The 20,962-nt window shown below is 68.1% G+C and carries 14 protein-coding genes; 2 read left to right on the top strand and 12 right to left on the bottom strand.

Annotated elements, in window-relative coordinates; all coding sequences use genetic code 11:
- Nucleotides 1-23: 23 nt before the first annotated feature.
- From E0L93_RS00675 to E0L93_RS00630, 10 genes are all read right to left on the bottom strand, one after another.
- Nucleotides 24-905 (bottom strand): DMT family transporter, encoded by an 882-nt coding sequence (locus tag E0L93_RS00675; protein ID WP_132687236.1) that lies wholly within the window; start codon nt 903-905, stop codon nt 24-26.
- Between the two features lie 63 nt (nt 906-968).
- The gene (locus E0L93_RS00670) at nt 969-1,610 is read right to left on the bottom strand and encodes a DUF5612 domain-containing protein (RefSeq protein ID WP_132687270.1); all 642 of its coding nucleotides are present in this window, start codon (nt 1,608-1,610) and stop codon (nt 969-971) included.
- Between the two features lie 69 nt (nt 1,611-1,679).
- Nucleotides 1,680-2,738, bottom strand: coding sequence for a M42 family metallopeptidase (locus tag E0L93_RS00665; protein WP_132687235.1), 1,059 nt, complete (start codon nt 2,736-2,738; stop codon nt 1,680-1,682).
- A 32-nt stretch (nt 2,739-2,770) separates the two neighbouring features.
- Nucleotides 2,771-5,566, bottom strand: a complete 2,796-nt coding sequence (treY, locus tag E0L93_RS00660; RefSeq protein WP_132687233.1) for a malto-oligosyltrehalose synthase — start codon at nt 5,564-5,566, stop codon at nt 2,771-2,773.
- Nucleotides 5,563-7,335, bottom strand: coding sequence for a malto-oligosyltrehalose trehalohydrolase (gene treZ, locus E0L93_RS00655; RefSeq protein ID WP_132687231.1), 1,773 nt, complete (start codon nt 7,333-7,335; stop codon nt 5,563-5,565). Before treZ ends, treY begins: the two co-directional genes overlap by 4 nt.
- Nucleotides 7,332-9,503, bottom strand: a complete 2,172-nt coding sequence (gene glgX / locus E0L93_RS00650) for a glycogen debranching protein GlgX (RefSeq protein ID WP_132687229.1) — start codon at nt 9,501-9,503, stop codon at nt 7,332-7,334. Before glgX ends, treZ begins: the two co-directional genes overlap by 4 nt.
- A gap of 78 nt (nt 9,504-9,581) precedes the next feature.
- Complete coding sequence (gene glgB / locus E0L93_RS00645) at nt 9,582-11,759, bottom strand: 1,4-alpha-glucan branching protein GlgB (protein WP_132687227.1); 2,178 nt, start codon at nt 11,757-11,759, stop codon at nt 9,582-9,584.
- Nucleotides 11,756-15,040 (bottom strand): maltose alpha-D-glucosyltransferase, encoded by a 3,285-nt coding sequence (gene treS / locus E0L93_RS00640; RefSeq protein WP_132687225.1) that lies wholly within the window; start codon nt 15,038-15,040, stop codon nt 11,756-11,758. Before treS ends, glgB begins: the two co-directional genes overlap by 4 nt.
- 10 nt (nt 15,041-15,050) lie before the next feature.
- Nucleotides 15,051-17,006: an alpha-1,4-glucan--maltose-1-phosphate maltosyltransferase gene (locus E0L93_RS00635; RefSeq protein WP_132687223.1), complete on the bottom strand. Its 1,956-nt coding sequence runs from the start codon at nt 17,004-17,006 to the stop codon at nt 15,051-15,053.
- Nucleotides 17,007-17,029: 23 nt separating this feature from the next.
- Nucleotides 17,030-18,304: an alpha-amylase family glycosyl hydrolase gene (locus E0L93_RS00630; protein ID WP_132687221.1), complete on the bottom strand. Its 1,275-nt coding sequence runs from the start codon at nt 18,302-18,304 to the stop codon at nt 17,030-17,032.
- A gap of 156 nt (nt 18,305-18,460) precedes the next feature.
- Here E0L93_RS00630 and E0L93_RS00625 point away from each other — a divergent pair, with 156 nt between their 5' ends.
- Nucleotides 18,461-19,150: a helix-turn-helix transcriptional regulator gene (locus E0L93_RS00625; protein ID WP_243638042.1), complete on the top strand. Its 690-nt coding sequence runs from the start codon at nt 18,461-18,463 to the stop codon at nt 19,148-19,150.
- A gap of 153 nt (nt 19,151-19,303) precedes the next feature.
- Complete coding sequence (locus E0L93_RS00620; protein WP_132687219.1) at nt 19,304-19,804, top strand: Rieske (2Fe-2S) protein; 501 nt, start codon at nt 19,304-19,306, stop codon at nt 19,802-19,804.
- 43 nt (nt 19,805-19,847) lie between these two features.
- Here the strand turns inward: E0L93_RS00620 and E0L93_RS00615 are convergent, their stop codons facing one another.
- Together E0L93_RS00615 and E0L93_RS00610 are read right to left on the bottom strand one after the other, a co-directional pair.
- Nucleotides 19,848-20,372 carry a hypothetical protein gene (locus E0L93_RS00615; RefSeq protein ID WP_132687218.1) on the bottom strand — a complete coding sequence of 175 codons (525 nt, stop codon included), beginning with the start codon at nt 20,370-20,372 and terminating at the stop codon, nt 19,848-19,850.
- Nucleotides 20,373-20,417: 45 nt separating this feature from the next.
- Nucleotides 20,418-20,942 (bottom strand): phosphatase PAP2 family protein, encoded by a 525-nt coding sequence (locus E0L93_RS00610; protein WP_165874061.1) that lies wholly within the window; start codon nt 20,940-20,942, stop codon nt 20,418-20,420.
- Between the last annotated feature and the right edge of the window lie 20 nt (nt 20,943-20,962).

The following is a 20,962-nucleotide window of genomic DNA, read 5'->3' as shown; positions in this document are numbered from 1 at the left end:
GGCGGGGCCCCGTTCAACGTCCGCTACTGCCGCCGCGCCAGATAGACCCCGCAGAGCAGGATCAGCGCCCCCAGCAGCCGCGAGGGCCCGAAACTCTCGCCCAGCAGCACGATGCCGGAGGCGACCCCGATCAGGGTAACGAGGTACTGGTAGACCAGCACCCGGTTCGCCCCGATGTGCGAGACGCCCCGCACCCAGCCCGCAAACCCGAACGCGGAAGAGAAGAGCAGGGAGTAAGCGGCGGCCGCCCACGCCTCTGCCGCCACCCCCCCGGGGTCCAGGCTCGGGAACTGGAAGGCGGCCAGCGGGAAGATCGCCAGCCCGCCCAGCACCATCGGGTAGGCGGTCACGGCCAGCGGCGTGTAGCCCCGCAGCAGCGAGAGCGAGAGCATCGTGTACGAGCCCCAGCAGACGGCGGCGGCCAGGATCAGCAGATCCCCCACCAGGCTCGTGCCGCTCACCTCCAGCCCGCCGCGCACGATGAGCCCGACCCCGGACAGCGCCAGCGCCAGCCCGAGGATGCCCCGCAGCCGCGGCCGTTCCAGGCCGAGCGCCATGCCGACCAGCATCCCCCACACCGGCGAGGTGGTGTAGACCAGCGCGGTGTTGGAGGCGGTGGTGAGGCTGACCCCGATGGTGAAGACCGACTGGGTGAGGGTTATCCCCACGACCCCGAGGCCGAGCATGGGCAGCAGATCCCCGCGGCGCAGCCGGCTCTCCGGCTCCAGCAGGCGCAGCAGCCCCCAGAGCAGAAGCCCGGCCAGCGTGAACCGGAACGCGGCGAACGGCAGCGGGGGGATCTCCTCCACGGCCAGCTTCACGGCCACGAAGTTGGTCCCGAAGAAGAAGACGGTCAGAAGCAGCGACCCCTCGACCAGCAGCGATGTCCGCCCGCGCCTCTTCACAGCCCCGGATTCTACGCCGCCGCCGGCAGTTGCGGGGAGCGTGCAGGTGAACGAACGTACAGCTCAGTAGCGGCGGCCGCGCTGGAGGCGGATGTCGAAGCGGGCGGAGGAGGAGACGGCCATCACCGCCATCACGCCGCACTGCACCGGATCGCTGACGACCAGGTCGGCGGCGTCCGGGACGCTGCCGGCCATGTTCAGCGAGAGCACGATGATCCCCTGCTTTCGCACCTCGCGCACGGCCCGAGCCACCTCGCCCCCCATCAGCGAGCCCGCCAGCACCAGGGCCACGGCGCGCGGCAGCCGGGCCACGGCACGGGTGGCGGCGGCCAGCTCCTCCTCGCCCACGAGCGGTATGGTGTCTACCGAGATCTTCTCCCCCCGGATGTTGTGCCGGTCGGCCTCCGAGGCCGCGCCGAGCACCACCTGTCCGACCTGCGCCCCGCCGCCGATGACGATGATCCGCTTGCCGTAGATCTTGGCGAACGAAGGCGCCCGCTCGACCCGGCGCACAGGCGCGAGCGTCCTGAGGTCGGAGATCAGGACTTCGGCGTCTGCCGGAGCGATGTCCTCCAGTTCGAAGTATACGGTGGAGAGCCCCTCCCGCCGGTCGGAGATATCCACGTAGGTGATGTTCGCCCCGTGCTCGAAGATGACCCGGGTGAGCAGGTGCAGCACTCCGGGCTCGTCCAGGCTCCGGACCATGAAGGCCACCACGCCGGTCCCGCTCAACGGTCCTTCCACCTCGAAACGCTCAGGCGGCACGGGGTCATCTTACCGGATAAAGTCCGTCTCCGGGGTCAGGGTGCGGACCCAGGCCGCTATCAGGCGGGCGCAGTTCTCCAGGTCCCGGAGCTCAACCATCTCGTTGGGCGAGTGCATGTAGCGGTTGGGCGCAGAGACCACCCCGCAGGCGATCCCGGCGCGGGAGAGATGGATGGCGTCCGCGTCCGTGCCGGTGCGGCCGGAGTCCGCCTCCAGCGTGTACGGGATACCCTCCCTCTCCGCCGCCTCCATGAGCCCGGCCGTCACGACCGGGCTCAAAACCGACGCCCGCGTGATAACCGGCCCGCTTCCCAGAGAGTGATCGCCGTGCTCCTGCCTGGAGACGCCGGTGATATCGGTGGCGTGGGTGACGTCTACGGCCACAGCCGCGTCGGGGTCGAGGCCGTAGGCCGAGCCGCGCGCTCCGTAGGCCCCGATCTCCTCCTGCACGCTGGCCACCGCCACGACTTCGGCGGAGAACCCGCCGGACTCCGCGAGCAGCCGCAACGCCTCCAGCACGATAAACGCCCCGATGCGGTCGTCTACCGAGCGGGAGGCGATCCTGCCGTTCGGGAGCTCCAGGAGGCCGTGATCGAGCACGGCAGCGTCCCCGACGCGCACCATCTCCCTCGCCTCCTCGCCGTCCCTCGCACCGACGTCTATCCAGAGGTCTTTGATCTCGGAGACCTTCTTACGCTCCTCGGCGCTCATGGTGTGGACGGCCTTCTTGCCGATAACGCCGCGCACATCGCCGCTGCGGCCCCTGATGAGCACGCGCTGGCCGACCAGAACCTGCGAGTCCCAGCCCCCGATGCCCTTGAAGTAGACGCGGCCGTCGTCGCCGATGTGGGTGACGATGAGCCCGATCTCGTCTATGTGTCCGGAGAGCATGATGCGCGGCCGACCGCCCGCGTTCAGCGTGGCGAAAGAGTTGCCCATCCGGTCGCCGCGCACCCCGGAGAACTTCGCCGCCTCCTCTCGCCAGAGACGGGCCGCGTCCTCCTCGTAGCCGCTCGGGCCCGGCGTGGAGAGCAGGGCCTTCAGAAAGCTCAGCGACTCCTCTCTCAAGGCTTCCTCCTTAGATGCTCGTTGGCGTGTTTCTATCCGGCCGGCTCCAGCAGCGCGACGGGGAAGTCCGCCAGCGCCTCCGCGACGGAGAGATGCCGCCTCCCGGACAGCACGATCCCGCCCGTGAAGAGGTTCCGGAACCGGCGCCCCGGGGTGGAGAGCGCCACCCGCGTATCGTCCCACGCCCGGGGCGGGATCAGCAACCCCCGTCCCTCCGGGAACCCGGCGCACAGCCGGGGCGCGACCACGACCGCAACCCCCTCCCCCGAACGCCGGGCGAAGGCGACCACGTGATCCGCGCGCTCCCCCTCCACCTCCAGCGGCAGGTACTCCCCCGCCTCGAAGAGATCCGGCCTCTCCCGGCGGAACGCCAGCGCCTTCCAGGTCACGTAGAGCTTGGCGCGGGGGTCGTCCGGGTCCTCCAGCAGCGAGGGGGCCCTCTCCGGCGGCAGGGCTTTGAGCTCCGCCAGCAGCCTCTTCCTGAGCTCGTAGTCTACCGGGCGGCGGTTGTCCGGGTCCACGAGGCTGAAGTCCGGGATCTCGTTGCCCTGGTAGATGTCCGGGACGCCGGGGGCGGTGAGCTTGAGCAGGGTCGAGGAGAGGCTGTTGAGCGCCCCGATCATCGCTACCTTCTTCTGGAACGGCAGGAACTCCCGCAGGAAGTAGCTCTCGGGATCGGAGAGCAGCTCCCGCACGAAATGCGAGACGGCCGCCTCGTACTCCTCGTTGGCGTTGATCCAGGAGGTGTGCACCTGAGCCTCCCGCGCCGCCTTGAGCATGTACTCCTCGACGCGCTTCCGGAAGCCTTCCAGGCCGAATTCTCCCGGCGGCCAGGCCCCGAGCAGCGTTTGGTAGAGCAGGTACTCGTCGTTGCGGTCCGGGGCGGGCTCGCCGTCGACCACGAGCTTCTTGCTCCGGTTCAGGCGGCCCCAGCGCAGCAGGTTCTCCCGCCACTCCCGCGGCAGCTCGGAGAGGGCGTCTATCCGGGCGCGCACGTCCTCGCTGCGCTTGGTGTCGTGAGTGGAGGTGGAGAGCATGGCGTGCGGCCACCTCTCCGCCCGCTCGGAGTTCAGGTAGTGGAAGGCCTCGGGCGAAGCGCCGAACCGGTCCGGCTCCCCGCCCACCTCGTTTAGCGAGACGAGCCGGTTGTAGATGTAGAGGGCGGTGTCCTCCAGCCCCTTGGCCATGACCGGGCCGGTGTACTGCTGGAACTTCATGACGAACCCGACGGCCGGCTCCCGCATCTCCTCCCCCACCTCCAGCAGCAGGATGCCGCGCAGGAAGTCGAAGATGCTCGTGTCCGCCGCCAGGCTCCGCTTCCGGGCCTGGGCGAGCGCCCACTCCACGTAGCGCCGGTCCTGCCCGGAGACGTCCGCCCCGGTGATGTAGGTGCGGTAGACCGGGAAGCAGGCCACGACCTCGCTGATCGCGTCGCGCAGCCCGTTGATGGTGAAGTCGAAGGCGCGCCGGTTCGCCTCGGAGATGGCGAGCAGCCGGCGGGAGAGCACGTTCAGCTCGCTGCTCAAGGCGGTGCGCATGATGTGCTTCTTACAGCGGTAGACCAACTCCTTGAACGGCTCGTCCCGCCCGGTGAAGCGGCGGTAGGTGCGGTCGAGGTGGCTCTCGGCCGCCCGGTCCACGAAGAGGCCGGTGATCAGGTTCGCGAACTCGTAGCCGGTCGTGCCGTGCACCGGCCAGTCCTCGGGCAGCCGCTCGTGGTGGGCCAGGATCTTCTCGGCCAGCAGGTACACCGGCTCGCCGCGGACCTCCTCGGCCGCCTCCTGCAATCGCCGGAAGTAGCCTGCCGGGTCGTAGAGGCCGTCCGGGTGGTCTATGCGCAGCCCCTCCACCCTCCCCCGTTTGAGCAGCTCCAGGACGAGCCCGTGCGTCGCCTCGAAGACCTCCTCGTCCTCCATCCTGATCCCGGCGAGCTCGTTGATGGAGAAGAAGCGGCGGTAGTTGATCTCGTCGCTGGCTACGCGCCAGTACGCCAGCCGATACGCCTGCGACTCCAGCAGCTCGTGCAGAGCCCCGAAGTCCCCGCCCACGCGCCGCGCGTTCTCTTCTACGAAGCGCCGCACCTCCGGCGACTCCCCGCAGAGCCGCGCGAGGCGACCCTTGTTCACGACGCTCTCGCGCCGGCGTTCCTCCAGCCGTTCTGCGTCCGGCTCGTCCCGGCCCGGCAGGTTCTCGAACGCGGTAACGATGCTCTGCAGCTCCAGCAGGCGCGGGTCGTCTTCTCCCAGCCGCCGCTCCAGACGCTCCACGCCGCGGGCCAGGATCATGGGGTAGGTGCCGGGGTCCAGCGGGCAGCGGTGCTCGTAGTAGTCCACGTGGAAGGAGCCGGACTCCGGCTCGAACGTCAGACCGAGCTCCCCGCCCTCTAGCACCCTGCGGTAGTGGTCGCCGAGGACGGGCAGCAGCACCCTGCCGTGCAGCACCGCGCGGTTGGTCGGGTACCAGTCTATGTCGAAGTAGCGGGCGTAGCGGGAGGCGGGACCGTTCTCCAGCACGTCCAGCCACCACCCGTTGTCCCGCCCGAAGACGCCCATGTGGTTGGGCACGAGATCGAGCACCTGCCCCATCCCGCGCCCGCGCAGCGCCTCTGCCAGACGCTCGTAGTCTTCCTCGCTCCCGATCTCGGGGTTCAGCGCGCCGTGGTCTATGATGTCGTAGCCGTGGGCGCTGCCGGGCCGGGCCTTCAGGTAGGGCGAGGCGTAGAGGTGGCTTATGCCCAGCTCGTCGAGATACGGGACGATCTCCGCCGCATCCCGGAAGGTGAAATTCCCGCTGAGCTGCAGCCGGTAAGTCGCCCGGGGAACCCTCACCCAACCCCCTCCAGGTACCACGCCACGCTCCAGGGCGGCATAGCGTCCTCCATCCCGCGGACCGTCGAGTACAGCGGTTCGCCCTCCGGGCGTCCGAAGCCGCGCGCGGGCTCCGGCCCGAGGTTGGCGAGCAGCGTCAGGGTCGAGCCGTCGCCGAGCGCCCAGCGGACCCGCAGCCCGCGCTCCCCGATCCGGCGGTACTCCGCCGCGCCGCCAGAGATGCCCCTCAGGCGCGGGGCTATCTCTTCGCGGCGGAGCCTCAGCAGCTCCCGGTAGAGCTCCGGCCGGCCGTTGCGCTCCGGCTCCAGGACGGCGCTCCGGAAGGTCTCCGGGTCGTTGGGGTCCGGGATCTTCTCGCGCATCTCCGGGTCGGAGAACTCGGGGAACCGGGCGAACTCCTCCCGGCGGCCCTCCGTCACGGCCCGCGCCAGCTCGGGCCCGAAGTCGCAGAAGAAGGGGAAGGGCTGTTCTGTGCTCCACTCCTCGCCCATGAAGATCATGGGTATCTGCGGAGCGAGCAGGTAGATTGCGGCCGCGGCCCGCACGGCCTCCGGAGCCCCCAGCTCCGTGATCCTCTCCCCGAACGCCCGGTTGCCGACCTGATCGTGGTTCTGGAGGAACGACACGAAGCAGACAGGCGGCAGTCCGGCGCTCGGCTCGCCCCGGCTCACCCCGCCGCGGTACGCCGAAGGCTCGCCCTGGTAGGCGAACCCCTCGGCCAGGCAGCGTCCCAGATGCCCGATGGCGTCGTCCGCGTAGTCCGCGTAGTAGCCGCCGCTCTCGCCGGTGACGGTTACGTGCAGCGCGTGGTGGAGATCGTCGTTCCACTGCGCATCGTAGCGTCCGCGGCCCAGGTAGCGCGCTTCGTTCGCGTCGTTCTCCAGAACCAGGTGCACGTGCCGTTCGGAATCGAACCTCCTGCGCACCCGCTCGGCCAGCTCAATGAGGAAGTGCTTCTCCGAGCCGTCGGCTATGGCGTGTACGGCGTCGAGGCGCAGCCCGTCCAGGTGGTACTCCTCCAGCCAGTAGAGCGCGTTGTGGATGAAGAACCCGCGCACCCACCCGCTCAGCTCGCCGTCGAAGTTGATGGCCGCGCCCCAGGGCGTCCGGTGCCGGTCGGTAAAGAACTGCGGGGCGTAGAGGTGCAGGTAGTTCCCCTCCGGCCCGAAGTGGTTGTAGACCACGTCCAGAAAGACCATCAGGCCCCGCTCGTGGGCGGCCTGCACCAGCTCCTTCAGCTCCTCCGGCGTCCCGTAGCGGCTCTCGGGAGCGAACGGCAGTACGCCGTCGTAGCCCCAGTTGCGCCCTCCGGGGAAGTCCGAGAGGGGCATCAGCTCTATCGCGGTTACGCCGAGGCCGGCCAGATAGTCCAGCCGCTCCCGCACCCCGGCGAAGGTGCCCTCCGGCGTGAAGGTGCCGACGTGCAGCTCGTAGAGAACGGTCTCCTCCCACGGGCGGCCCCGCCAGTCGCCGTCCCGCCACTCGAAGGCTTCGGGGTCCACAAGCTGGCTCGGGCCGTGCACGTCCTCCGGCTGGTAGCGAGAGGCGGGATCGGGGACCTCCTGGCTGCCGATCCGGAAGCTGTAGCGGTCGCCGGGCCGGGCGGGAGCGGTGAGGGTAAAGAGGCCGTCCGGGGCGGGCTGCATGGGGTGCTCCTCGCCGCCGAGCAGCAGCTGCACGCTCCCGGTGCCGGGGGCCCAGAGGTTGAAGCGCGCCTCGCCGCTCTCCGCCAGCTGGGCCCCGAACGGCATGTCATGGCGGCGTCTCATTCTTCGTCGTCCTCCTCGCCGTTAGCGTCCGGCCGTTCGTGGGTCAGGACGGCCATCGAGCGGGCCTGCAGGGGGTAGACGTCGCCCGGCTTGTAGAAGCCGCCGGGCTTGAGCCCGGCGGCGTGGGCGGTGTCCATGACGAGCCGCCAGCGGGCGTCCTCCGGATAGGCGGGAACCGTGAACGGGACCTCCTCGTGATGGGCGTTGAAGAGCAGGAGGAAGTCGTCGTCGATCACGCGCCGGCCCTCCGGCGTGTACTCGTCCTCCAGCGTCCCGGACATCTGCAGGCCCAGCGAGCGGGCGAAGGTGTTGTTCCACTCCTCGTCGGTCATCTCGCGTCCCTGGGGGGTGAGCCAGGTGATGTCCTTGGCGTCCGCGCCGCGCAGCCTGCGGCCCTGGAAGAAGCGGCGGCGGCGGAAGACGGGGTGGTCCTTGCGGAGCTGGATCATGCGCCGCACGAAGGCGAAGAGCCGGCGCTGATCGCGGGTGAGGCTCCAGTCGAGCCAGGAGATCTCGTTGTCCTGGCAGTAGGCGTTGTTGTTGCCGCGCTGGGTGCGGCCCATCTCGTCGCCGGCTACTATCATGGGCACACCCTGGGAGAGCAGCAGAGTGGCGAAGAAGTTCCGCTTCTGGCGGTTGCGGAGCCTGCGGATCTGCGGGCTCCTGGTCGGCCCCTCCTCGCCGTGGTTCCAGCTCAGGTTGTGGTCCTCCCCGTCCCGGTTCTCCTCGCCGTTCTCCCAGTTGTGTTTCTCGTTGTAGCTGACCAGGTCCTGGAGGGTGAAGCCGTCGTGGGCGGTGACGAAGTTGATGGAGGCGTAGGGCCGCCGTCCCCCGCGCTCGTAGAGGTCGCTGGAGCCGGTGAGCCGGTAGGCCAGCTCGCCGACCAGCCCGCCCTCGCCCTTCCAGTAGGCGCGCACCGCGTCGCGGTACTTGCCGTTCCACTCGGTCCAGCCGACCGGGAAGTTCCCGACCTGATACCCCCCCTCCCCCACGTCCCACGGCTCGGCTATGAGCTTGACCTGGGAGATCACGGGGTCTTGGCGGATGATGTCGAAGAACGCCCCGAGCCGGTCCACCTCGTGCAGCTCCCGGGCGAGCGCGGAGGCGAGATCGAAGCGGAACCCGTCCACGTGCATCTCCAGGATCCAGTACCTCAAGGAGTCCATGATGAGCTGCAGCACGCGCGGGTGCATCATGTTCAGGGTGTTGCCCGTGCCGGTGTAGTCCATGTAGTGCCGGGGATCGCCGGGGACGAGCCGGTAGTAGGCGGCGTTGTCTATGCCGCGGAACGAGAGGGTAGGCCCCAGGTGGTTGCCCTCGGCGGTGTGGTTGTACACCACATCCAGGATGACCTCGATCCCGGCGGAGTGCAGCCTCTTGACCATGGTCTTGAACTCGTTCATCTCGCCGGTCGACGAGTAGCGCATGTCCGGGGCGAAGAAGCCGATGGAGTTGTAGCCCCAGTAGTTTCTCAGGCCCCGGTCTACCAGGTGCTTGTCGTCCACGAAGAGGTGCACGGGCATCAGCTCCACCGCCGTTATGCCGAGCCGCTTGAGATGCTCTATGGCCGGCGGGGTGGCCAGCCCGGCGTAGGTCCCGCGCAGGTGGGGCGGGATCTCGGGGTGCCGCCGGGTGAAGCCCTTGACGTGCAGCTCGTAGATGATCGTGTCGTGCCACGGGATGCGCGGCGGCCGGTCGTCGCCCCAGGTGAAGGCCGTGTCCACCACGCGGCACTTTGGAGCCCCCCAGGCGTTGTCCCGCGCGTCGAAGGAGAGGTCTGCCGCCTCGCTCTCTACGTCGTAGCCGAAGTGCGGCGCCCTCCAATCCACCTGCCCGACGGTAGCCTTCGCATAGGGGTCCAGGAGCAGCTTGTTGGGGTTGAAGCGGTGGCCGTTCTCCGGGTCGTAGGGACCGTGGACGCGGTAGCCGTAGATCTGGCCCAGCCGGGCGTAGGGCAGGTAGCAATGCCAGACCTGGTCGGTATGCTCGGGCATCTCTATGCGCTCCACCTCGTGCCTCCCCGAGGGGTCAAAGAGGCAGAGCTCCACCCGCTCGGCGTTCTCGGAGAAGAGCGCGAAGTTGATGCCCTCCCCGTCCCAGGTGGCCCCCAGAGGATAGGGCTCTCCCGGCCAGACCGTGCTCTTCTGTCTGTTCTCGAACTCACCCAAAGCTGTCAATCCTTTCGGATAGGGGTAGCCGGCTCAGAGCGACTCGCAGGATTATACCCGCCCGGCCGCTTTTCTCCCCTAGCCGGCCGGCTTCAGGAACAGCGCCCCCAGCGGCGGCAGGGTGAGCTCGAGGGAGTACGGGCGGCCGTGCGCGGGCACCGCCTCCGCCTCGACGCCCCCGCCGTTGCCCACGCCGCTCCCGCCGTACTCTCCGGCGTCGGTGTTCAGCAGCTCGGCGTAGCACCCGCCGGCCGGTGCCCCGACGCGGTAGCCGTGCCGCACCACGGGCGTGAAGTTGCAGACGATGAGGACGGGGTCCCCGCTCCGGCTCTTGCGCAAAAAGGAGATGACGCTGTTAGCCGAATCGGAGGCGTCCACCCACTCGAAACCCTCGGGGACGAAGTCCTGCTCGTGGAGGGCCGGCTCCGTTCTGTACAGCTCGTTCAGGTCGCGCACGAGCGCCTGCACGCCCCGGTGGTTCGGGTGCTCCAGCAGGTGCCAGTCCAGGCTCCGGTCGTGGTCCCACTCGCTACTTTGGGCGAACTCGCCGCCCATGAAGAGGAGCTGCTTGCCGGGATGACCGTACATGAAGGCGTAGTAGAGCCTCAGGTTCGCGAACCGCTGCCACTCGTCACCGGGCATCTTGCCTATGAGGGAGCCCTTGCCGTGCACCACCTCGTCGTGCGAGAGAGGCAGGATGAAGTTCTCGTTGAAGGCATATATGAGCCCGAAGGTGAGCCGGTCGTGGTGGTAGGAGCGGTGGATGGGATCGCGGCTCATGTACTCCAGGGTGTCGTGCATCCAGCCCATGTTCCACTTGTAGCCGAAGCCGAGCCCGCCCAGGTAGGTGGGCCGGGAGACCATCGGCCAGGCCGTGGACTCCTCGGCGATGGTGGCGGCATCCGGGTGCTGCTCGTAGACGAGCTCGTTCAGGCGCCGGATGAAGGCCACAGCCTCCAGATCCTCGTTGCCCCCGTACTCGTTGGGGACCCACTCGCCCTCTCCACGCGAGTAGTCCAGGTAGAGCATGGAGGCCACGGCGTCCACCCGCAGAGCGTCTATGTGGTATTCGGAGAGCCAGAAGAGGGCGTTGGAGATCAGGTAGTTGCGCACCTCGTTGCGCCCGTAGTTAAAGACGAGCGTGCCCCAGTCCATGTGCCGCCCGCGCCGCGGGTCTGCATGCTCGTAGAGGTGCGTGCCGTCGAAGTAGCCGAGTCCGTGCGGGTCCTCCGGGAAGTGGGCCGGAACCCAGTCCACGATCACGCCTATCTCCGCCCGGTGCAGGCTGTCCACCAGGTATTTGAAGTCGTCGGGGGTGCCGAAGCGGCTGGTGGGCGCGAAGAGCCCGACGGGCTGGTAGCCCCAGGAGCCGTCGAACGGGTGCTCGGTCGGCGGCAGGAACTCCACGTGCGTGTAGCCCATCTCGCGCACGTAGGGCACGAGCTCCTCGGCTAGCTCCCGGTAGGTGAGGTAGCGGTTGCCCTCCTTCCGCCGCCAGGAGCCCAGGTGCACCTCGTAGATGGCGATGGGAGCGTCCAGGGCGTTGCGCCCGGCGCGGCCCGCCATCCACTCTCCGTCCCCCCACTCGTAGCGCGAGAGGTCGTGGACGATGGAGGCGGTGCCGGGCGGGCGCTCGGCGCGGAAGCCGCAAGGATCGGCCTTGAGCGGCAGCAGCTCGCCGCTTTTGCCCTTGATCTCGTACTTGTACAGCGCGCCCTCCTCGACGCCGGGGATGAAGATCTCCCAGACCCCCACTCCCGGGTGCAGGCGCATGGCGTGCCGGCGGCCGTCCCAGGCGTTGAAGTCCCCGACCACGCTGACCCGGCGGGCGTTCGGGGCCCAGACCGCGAAGCGCACGCCCCGGACGCCCCCGATCTCCGTCAGATGCGCGCCCAGCTTCTCGTAGAGGCGCAGGTGGCTGCCCTCGCCGAGGAGATAGACGTCCAGCTCGCCCAGGGTGGGACCGAAGCGGTAGGCGTCCTCCAGCTCCAGCTCGCCTCCCTCTTCGTAGGAGACGCGCAGGCGGTAGCCGCGGTCTTCTTCCTCCACGGGCCCGGCGAAGAGCCCGTCCGGGTGCACCTGCCGCAGCTTCCCCAGCGGCCGGCCCGCGCGGGAGACCACCTCCACGGATTCGGCTCCGGGGAGGAAGGTTCGCACCACAGGCCCGCCCTTCGCGTCGCGGTGCATGCCCAGGAACGAGAACGGGTCGGGGTGGTCCCCGGCGACGATGGCGCGGACGGCGTCGTCGAACTTCATGCTTCCTCCTTCCCGGCGCCCGCCTCCAGAAGATCGAGGATGCCCCGGACGGGGATGCCGATCCAGTCCGGCCGGTTGTTCAGCTCGTAGCGGACCTCGTAGAGCGCCTTCTCCAGCGTGAAGAGGTCTATGAGGTTCTGCGCCTGCTCCGGGTCATCCGGGTAGGAGGGGCAGCCGTCTATCCCCTCGACGTACCCCTCCATGAACGCCTCGCGCGTGCGGCGCTCCCACTCGCGCGAGGCGGCCTCCAGCTCCCTGAGCTGGTCCTCGCGCTCGACGTTCAGGGCGAAGAGGGCCGAGTAGGCGGCGTAGTTGAACGAGCGCAGCATCCCGGCTACGTCCCTCAAGGGGCAGTGCTTGGCCCGGCGCTCGGAGAGCGGCCGGGCGGGCTCGCCTTCGAAGTCTATGATGTGGAAGTCGTTGCTCACCACGAGCACCTGCCCCAGGTGATAGTCGCCGTGGTGGCGGGTCTTGACGATCCGGGGGCTCAGCTCGCCGGCCGCCGCAACGCGGCCGGCGAGCTCGTCCTTCCTCTGCAGCAAGCGCTCCACATCCGGGCGCGTCTCCTCCTGCAGCTCTCCCCGGCGCTGCTTTAGGAGCTCGAAGGTCTCCTCCAGCTCCTCTACCACCTTCCCGGTCCAGGCGGCGACGTCCTTTCGGGAGACCGGCTCGGGATCGAAGGCGGGGTCCTGCGTCTTACCGGCGAAGGCGCAGTACAGCTCGCCGGTGCGCAGCCCCAGGGTGCGCACCAGGTTCATGAAGAACGCGTGCTCTTCCTCCTCACCCGTCTCGGACTCCTCCTGCGGCAGCATCAGCCGGTTCTCCAGGTGGCGCTGCAGGTAGTCCAGGGTGTAGGACCAGCCATCCCCCTGGTTGGGCACGAACCACTGCAGCAGAGCCACGGTGGTCGGATCGACGTCGGGGCTGGCGTACTCGATGTAGCCGGCCAGCGAGGGGGTGTTCCTGAAGCCGGCCTTCTCGGTCAGGAAGCGCCCTATCTCCAGGTCCGGATTGACGCCCTCCTCACGCAGCAGGCGGTACGCCTTGAGGATCATCCGCTCTCCCAGGATCACGGAGGTGTTCGTCTGCTCCCCGGCCCGGCGCACCGAAAGCTCTCCCCCGCCGGGCTCCTCGTACACCGAGGTGGGCGAGAAGCGCAGCGTCCCGTTCAGGAACGGGATCTCGCGCCCCTCCCCGATGGCAGCGACCGCCGCCCGGCAAAACCCGTCGTCGGCGAAGGCGTCGTAGAGCACGCCGACCCGCGCCTTGCGCCGGACCTTGGCCAGCACGTGCTGCATCAGCGCCTGCAGGGGGTCGTAGTCGCCGTCCTCCCAGGCGACGGCGAGCGGCAGGAGGTAGAGCTGGGACTCCTTTCGGGAGAGGTAGGCCCGGATCAGGACCAGAAGCCAGCTCTCGCCGCCCTCCCCGTTCAGGGTAGCCTGGGCGATGATCTTGACCCGCTGCACGCCCCGGCCCTTGGCGGCGAACCAGCGCCGGTTGCTCAGGAACTCCGGCAGCGCCTCGCGCTCCAGGGCGGCCCGCTGGCGGGCGGTGAGCTGCCCCTGCGGTCCGTGGGAGAGGACGAGCACCGGCAGCTCGGGCGGCGGCAGCGAGACGTCCTCGTGCCAGCTCGGGATCGCGGCCTCTCTCTCCAGCTGGAACCAGTAGAAGCCGTGCCCGGGCAGGGTGAGCAGGTACGGCAGGTCGCCGATGGGCGGGAAGTGGCTCCCGCCCATCAGCTCCACCGGCACCCGGCCCCGGAAGCGCGAGAGGTCAAGCTCCACCGGCTGCGCCGAGCGCGAGAGGTTGGCCACGCACAGGATTGACTCGTCCTCGTACTCGCGCAGGTAGGCCAGGATCTTGCGGTTGCCCGGGTGCAAAAACTCCAGCGTCCCGCTGCCGAAGGCCCTGTGCCGCTTGCGCACGGAGATGATGCGCTTCATCCAGTTCAACAGCGAGCCCGGGTTGCGGCTCTGGGCCTCCACGTTCAGGCCCCCGTAGCCGTAGACGGGGTCCATGATGGGCGGGAGGTAGAGCCGGGCCGGGTCGGCGCGGGAGAACCCGGCGTTGCGGTCGCCGGACCACTGCATGGGGGTGCGCACCGAGTCCCTGTCTCCCAGGAAGATATTGTCTCCCATCCCAAGCTCGTCCCCGTAGTAGATGACGGGCGTGCCGGGCATGCTCATCAGCAGGCTGTTCAAGAGCTCCATCCGGTCCCGGTCGTTGTCCACCAGGGGAGCGAGCCGCCGCCGGATGCCGAGGTTGATCCGCATCCGGGGGTCTGAGGCGTAGACCTGGTACATGTAGTCCCGCTCGCGGTCGGTGACCATCTCCAGGGTAAGCTCGTCGTGGTTGCGCAGGAAGATCGCCCACTGGCAGATCTCCGGGATCTCGGGTGTCTGGTACATGATCTCGGTTATGGGGTGGCGGTCTTCCTGCGCAAGCGCCATATAGATGCGGGGCATGAGCGGGAAGTGGAACGCCATGTGGCACTCGTCCCCGTCCCCGAAGTACGGCAGCACGTCCTCCGGCCACTGGTTGGCCTCGGCCAGGAACATCCGGTCCTCGTAGCGGGCGTCCATCTCCGCCCGCATCCGCTTGAGGATCTCGTGTGTCTCCGGCAGGTTCTCGTTCTCCGTCCCCTCGCGCTCGATGAGGTACGGGATGGCGTCCAGCCGGAGCCCGTCCACCCCGGCGTCCAGCCAGAAGCGCAGCACGCTCATCATGGCCCGGAAGACCCGCGGGTTGTCGTGGTTGAGGTCCGGCTGGTGGCTGAAGAAGCGGTGCCAGTAGTACTGCTGCGCGACCGGGTCCCAGGCCCAGTTGCTGCTCTCGGTGTCGGTGAAGATTATGCGGGTCCCGGCGTACTTCTGGTCCGTGTCGCTCCAGACGTAGAAGTTGCGCCAGGCGCTGCCCTTCGGGGCCCGGCGGGCGCGCTGGAACCAGGGGTGCGCATCGGAGGTGTGGTTGATAACCAGCTCCGTGATAACCCGGATGCCGCGCCGGTGCGCCTCGCGCACGAAGCGGCGGAAATCCCGCATGTTGCCGTAGGCCGGGTGCACGTTCTTGTACTCGGCGATGTCGTAGCCGTCGTCGCGCATGGGCGAGGGGTAGAAAGGCATGAGCCAGATGGCGTTCACGCCCAGATCCTGCACGTAATCCAGCTTCTCGGTGAGGCCCCGGAAGTCCCCCATCCCGTCGTCGTTGGAGTCGAAGAAGGCCTTGACGTGGAGCTGGTAGATGACGGCGTCCTTGTACCAGAGCGGATCTCTCTCCAGCATGCACTCCCCCCTAGAAGCAGGGCTCGTCGTAGTCGCGGTAAGCCCAGCGCTGCACGCGGTAGATCTCGGCCGGGTTCTCCTGCGGGTCCAGCCGCACCCGCTGCTCCCGGCCCCTCCACAACCGCCGCGTCTCCGTGAGCAGCTCTTCGACCTGGTAGTTCTCGTCCTCTCCGATCCCGAGCTCCTCCAGCGGGAGGTGCAACGTCGTCTCGTGAGGTTCGAACGGGTCCAGGTTCACCGCCACGAGCACGGTGTTGTCCCCGGCGCTCTTGCCGTAGAAGATGATGTTGTCATCATCCGCGCGGTAGAAGCGCAGATTCTCCAGCTCGTGCAGCGCCGGGTTCTCCTTGCGGATCCGGTTCACCTTCGCCACGTAGTCCTTGATGTTGCCGGGCCGGTCCCAGTCCCAGACCTTGTACTCGTACTTCTCGGAGTTTAGGTACTCCTCCTTGCCGGGCACGGGCGTGTTCTCGCACAGCTCGAAGCCGTTGTAGATGCCGTAGACGCTGGAGAGCGTGGCGGCGAGCACGAGCCGCATCTGGAAGGCGGGCCGCCCGCCGGCGACCAGGATCGGCGGCAGGATGTCCGGCGTGTTGGTGAAGAAGTTGGGCCGCAGGTACTCTTTGACCTCGCTCCGGGTAAGCTCCTCCAGGTACTCGGTGAGCTCCTGCTTGAAGTTGCGCCAGGTGAAGTAGGTGTAGGACTGGGTGAACCCGAGCTTGGCCAAAGCCTTCATCACTTTCGGGCGGGTGAAGGCTTCGGAGAGGAAGATCACCTCCGGGTGGTCGCGCTGGATCTCCCGGATCACCCACTCCCAGAAGGCGAACGGCTTGGTGTGCGGGTTGTCCACCCGGAAGATCTTCACGCCCTGCTCGATCCAGAACAGCAGCACGTCCCGCCATTCGCGCCAGAGGTTCTGCCAGTCCTCGCAGTAGAAGTCCACGTTCACGATGTCCTGGTATTTCTTGGGCGGGTTCTCGGCGTACTTGATGCTCCCGTCCGGGCGGAACCTGAACCACTCGGGGTGCTCCCTTATGTACGGGTGGTCCGGCGAGCACTGGATGGCGAAGTCTAGAGCCACCTCCAGGCCCAACCCCTCCGCCGCCCGCACGAAGGAGCGGAAGTCCTCCAGCGTCCCGAGATCCGGGTGCACGGACCTGTGCCCGCCCTCCTCGCTGCCGATGGCGTAGGGGCTGCCCGGGTCCCCCGGCCCGGCCTCTAAGGTGTTGTTCGGTCCCTTGCGGTGCGTCCGGCCGATGGGGTGGATCGGGACCAGGTACACCACGTCGAAGCCCAGCTCCTTGACGTACGGCAGCCGCGCCTCGCAGTCAGCGAACGTGGCGCTCCTGCCGGGCTCGGTGCCCTGCGAGCGGTGGAACATCTCGTACCAGGCGGCGTAGCGGGCCTTCACCCGGTCCACGACCACCTCCAGCACCTTGCCGTAGCGGGTGGCTCTGGAGCGGTCCGGGTGGCGGGCCATGAGCTCCCCGGTCGCACCGGAGAGCATCAGGTCCACCCGCTCTTCGTAACCGCCGGCGTCGAAGACCTCGAGCGCCTCCCGGAGCGCCGGGTCCTTGCTGCGGGCGGCCGCGCTCTTTAGCAGCTCGCGTCCCTCCAGCAGCTCCAGCTCCACGTTCTGCCCGGCAGCGAGCTTCTTCCGCACCTCCTCGCGCCAGGACGCGAACTCGTCCGGCCACGCCTCGATGGTGTACTCGTAGCGGGTGTTCTTCTCCAGCGGGAAGCCGCCGCACCAGCGGTCGTTGTCCACGAAGCGCATCCGGGTCTCGTGCCACTCGCCGCCCTTCTCGCGGTGTTTGAGGACCGCGGCTATGAGATCGTGGCCCTCCTTGAAGATGTCCGCGTAGACCTCCAGCCGGTCGCCGACCTCGCGTTTGACGGGATAGCGCCCGCAGTCCAGCTCCGGGTATACGTTCTCGATGACGACGGTCTCGAACCCCTCTTGCAAACCTCAACACCTCACCGTACGCTCTAGCCGCCTTCCGCGTAGAATACCCGCATCTCCTGCGGATTCAAATGCACGTCGCCGCGCAGCGGGGAGTGCTCCGAGTAGGGCGTGATCTCGGAGAGCCCGTAGGTCCCGGCCGCCTGCACGATCCGGACCGCCGGGAAGGAGTGGGCGCTCCAGGGGTCGTGGTTCACGAGCCCCACGGCCACCCCGCCGCCGCTCTCCGAACGCCGGAGGAGGACCGTAACCGGCGAGTCCCGGCCGGAGATCATCTCCTGCGGCCCCTCCTGGTTCAGCAGCGCGCACTCGGACTTCATCCGGTTCGTCTCCCGGATGAAGTCCGAGATGTCGTACTGGGGCTCTTCCCAGTCCTCCGGCCGGGTGCGCACCACGTCGAGCCGCCGGCAAAACCCGAACTCATAGCCCACCGGCATCATCACCCCCGTGGAGAAGAACGCCGCGAAGAGGTAGCGCAACCGGGCCACCGTCTCGTTCGCCTCGGCCCCCACGCGTTCGGTGTCGTGAGACTCGGGGAAGGAGACCGAGGGGGCTATTCTCCGGAAGCTCTCGTACTGCTCCAGCAGCCAGCCCTCCCGGAAGTCCCACCACTTCGAGCTGTTGAAGAGGTAGTCGAAGCCGGCCGCGCTCAGCGCCGCTACCTGCTCCAGCGTGCAGCCTAAAGTCTCGGCGAAGAACCGTGCGCCGGGGTCGACCTCCCGGGCCGCGGAGATGACCGCGGCCCACACCTCCGCCGGGACCTGGTAGGCCGCGTCGCAGCGGAAGCCGTGGAAGCCCAAAGCCGCATAGTGGCGCACCAGCTCACACCAGTAGCCCACGACCTCCTCCCGCACCTCCGGGTTGTCGTAGTCTATCTCCGCGAGATCCCCCCAAACGGTGACGTTGGAGGGATCGTCCGGGTCCACGGCCCGCGGCGAGCGGATGGAGCCGTCCTCCTCCCGCGCGAACCACTCCGGATGCTCCTCGACCAGCACCGAGTCCTTCGCCGTGTGGTTTATGACCAGGTCCATCATCACCCGCAGGCCGTGCTCTTCGGCCCGATCCAGGAAATCCCGCAGCAGCTCGTCCGCGGGAGCCTGCGACGCTCCCTGGAACATCGGGTGCAGGCGGTAGTAGTCCTTCACGGCGTAGAGGCTGCCGGAGAAGCCTGGGTAGTGGAACGGGTTGAGAAAGACCCAGTCGAACTCCATCGCCGCCACGCGCGGCAGGTGCTCTTTCCAGTCCTCGACGCTCCCCACCAGCAGGGGGAACAGGTTGTAGATGCGCGCTCCGGGGCTCATGCGATCTTCTCCAGGAAGCTCGTGTTCTGAACTCCCGCAGATCGTACAGGAAAACCCCGGCCAACCCCAACCGGAGGCGACCAACTGAAGAATGGAACCGGTGGATGTACGAACCCGCCTATGAAACAATTGGTTGCCGGACACGCGGAGGAGAGTGTGGGGTCAGATCGCGGCACAAGCGAGAGCGAAGACCGAGTCCCGTCCCGGAGCACCGAAGCCCGGACTCGCGAACGGGAGGCTGTCCCGTGGTTCGGCTGGCAGGCCACACTGTACCTGCTGGCGCTGGGCGCGGTCTGCATCCTCCTGGCTCCCCTCACGAGCTTCTGGTGGGTTGTGCCGGTGCTGGGGATGGCCGGCCCGTTAGTGCTGGTCCTGCTCGACCGCACCGAACGCCTCCGCAAGGGCCCGGACGACAGGAAGCTCAAGGAGCGCGAGCTGCTGGAAGCCCTGGCCGAGCTGGGTGAGATAACGCCCGCCGCGGCCGCCATGAAGACCTCGCTAACCGTGGACGAGGCCCAGAAGATGCTCGGAGACCTGGCGGGCAAGGGCCACCTGAAGCCGCGGGCGGAAGAAGGCGGTGTGGTCTACTCCCTGCGCGGGCGGGATCGCCACGAGCCGCCGCAAGCCGGGCGGCCTCCCCAGGCACTGGACGAGCCGCTGAGCGAGCGGGAGCTGGAGGTGCTGAACCTCCTTGCCTTAGGCCGGACCAACTCCGAGGTCGCCCGCGAGCTCTTCATCTCCCTCGGCACGGTCAAGAGCCACACGGGCAACATCTACCGCAAGCTGGGAGCGAAGAACCGGGCCGAAGCCCTGGCGCGGGCCCGGGCGCTGAATCTCATCCCATAGCCGGCCTCCCCTGGCGGCGTGAATCACCACTCTCAGCCGCGAATGAACCCGGATGAACCACCCGAATCCGCCTTCCGGCCGATGCCTCTGCGACCGGTTCAGCCGTAGGGTCCATTCCTGCAAGAGGCGAGCGAACAGAGGAGGTATCCGGCAATGAGCGGCACCGGAGGGACCGGCGAGCGGAGGGGACACGAGACAAAAACGATAAAGGGAAGGGGTAGCACTCCGGGTGGGAAGATCTCCCGCGCAAAGTTCGTGCGGCTCGGAGCGGCCCTGGGGCTGGGTGCGGCCGCCGCGCCGGCGCTGACGGCCTGCGGAGGAGGCAGCGGGGAACCGATAGTAGGGAGCGGAGAGGCCATCGCCCGCGAAGACGAGATCGCACCGGGCTCCGCCCTCATCTTCACCGACGCTGAGACGGGAGAACCCTACGTGCTGGCGCGGACGCAACGAGGAGAGCTGGCGGCCTACTCCGCAGAGTGCACGCACCAAGGGTGTACCGTCTCAGAAGATCTCCGGCGCGGCCGGTATCTCGTCTGTCCCTGTCACAACTCCGTTTTCGACGCCGCAAGCGGCGAGGCAGTCTCCGGTCCCGCCCGGGAACCGCTGCCACGGCTGCCGATCAGGATCCGGGACGGCCGGATATTCAGGGATTAGGCGAGGTAAGGAGCGCAGCATCCCGGTCCCCGGAGCGGTCCGGCTACAGGACCAGCCGCCGGTTCATGGCGAACGGCTCTTCGAGGCCGTCTTCGAGAAAGGCCTCCTGGGCGTCCTCGAATCTCTCTCCGGGCACGGTGACCAGGGCCACGGCGAAGGAGGTCCCGAAGCGCGCCTCCCACTCGTCGATGATCCCGTCCGGCAGTGCCATGGCAGTGAGCTTCTGCCGCAGCCGGGGTCTGCGGTGGTAGAGGAAGAGCCCGGTGAGGCAGCCGACGGTGAGGAGCGCCTGCACCACTATTCCGGTCATCGGGTGGATCGCACCGATCAGGAAGATAGCGGCCGAAGCGGCGAAGTACATGCTCCCGAACTCGATCCACTGCATGCGGGAGAGGCTGCCCTCGACCTTCGCGACCCGGGCTCCGGGCAGGGTAGCCTCCACCACCCGCCGGTCCCGGCGGCGCACGAGCACTACCGGGCCGTCCGGTTCCAGCCGCTCCTCAAGCGCCTTAAGAGACCCGAGATCCCGGACCAGCGCTCCCAGCGTGTAATAGCCTGCTACGCTCATTGCACCTTAAGTTTTATATCGTTCCGGCCCGGCCTCCGGCAAGCATCACGCAAAGATCAGGAGCAGGACCGCAGCGACCGCAGCCCCGATGAGCGCCCCGGCCAGCACGTCCAGCGGGTAGTGGACGCCGAGGTAGATGCGGGAGAAGGCTATGATAAGCCCGCCCGGCAGGAAGAGCGGCGCCCAGAGGGGATAGAGGATCGAGAGCGTGATGGCCCCCGCGGCGGCGGTGGCCGAGTGCCCGGAGGGGAACGAGCTGGAGCTGGGCGTGCGGATGAGGGGCTCTATCTCGGTGTTCTTGAGGAAGGGGCGTGCCCGGTTGAAGAGGTACTTCGACCCCTCGGCGATGAGCCAGGAGAGCGCTATGGCGAACCAGGGCACCAGCAGGTTAACGAGCCGCGGCCCGGAGAAGAGGAAGGCCACCCCCGCCGTAACACCCCAGACGAACCCGGCCGTCCCCAGCCGCGTCGCCCACTTCATGACGGGCGTGAGCGGGGTCCACTTTACGCGGAACAGCAGATTGAATAACCGGCGATCGACGTCCCGGACGGTACGAGCTACGCCCTTCAAGCCACCTCTGTCTTCTGTCC

Origin of the sequence: Rubrobacter taiwanensis (genome assembly GCF_004337705.1) — a bacterium.
Lineage (GTDB): Bacteria > Actinomycetota > Rubrobacteria > Rubrobacterales > Rubrobacteraceae > Rubrobacter_C > Rubrobacter_C taiwanensis.
This window is presented reverse-complemented; position numbering and strand designations above follow the sequence as displayed.

Bases quoted from the DNA above. Each gene is read 5' to 3' on its own strand.
- E0L93_RS00670 (WP_132687270.1), bottom strand. From the start codon at position 1,610: ATGGTCCGGAGCCTGGACGAGCCCGGAGTGCTGCACCTGCTCACCCGG.
- treZ (WP_132687231.1), bottom strand. From the start codon at position 7,335: ATGAGACGCCGCCATGACATGCCGTTCGGGGCCCAGCTGGCGGAGAGC.
- glgB (WP_132687227.1), bottom strand. From the start codon at position 11,759: ATGAAGTTCGACGACGCCGTCCGCGCCATCGTCGCCGGGGACCACCCC.
- treS (WP_132687225.1), bottom strand. From the start codon at position 15,040: ATGCTGGAGAGAGATCCGCTCTGGTACAAGGACGCCGTCATCTACCAG.
- E0L93_RS00630 (WP_132687221.1), bottom strand. From the start codon at position 18,304: ATGAGCCCCGGAGCGCGCATCTACAACCTGTTCCCCCTGCTGGTGGGG.
- E0L93_RS00620 (WP_132687219.1), top strand. From the start codon at position 19,304: ATGAGCGGCACCGGAGGGACCGGCGAGCGGAGGGGACACGAGACAAAA.
- E0L93_RS00615 (WP_132687218.1), bottom strand. From the start codon at position 20,372: ATGAGCGTAGCAGGCTATTACACGCTGGGAGCGCTGGTCCGGGATCTC.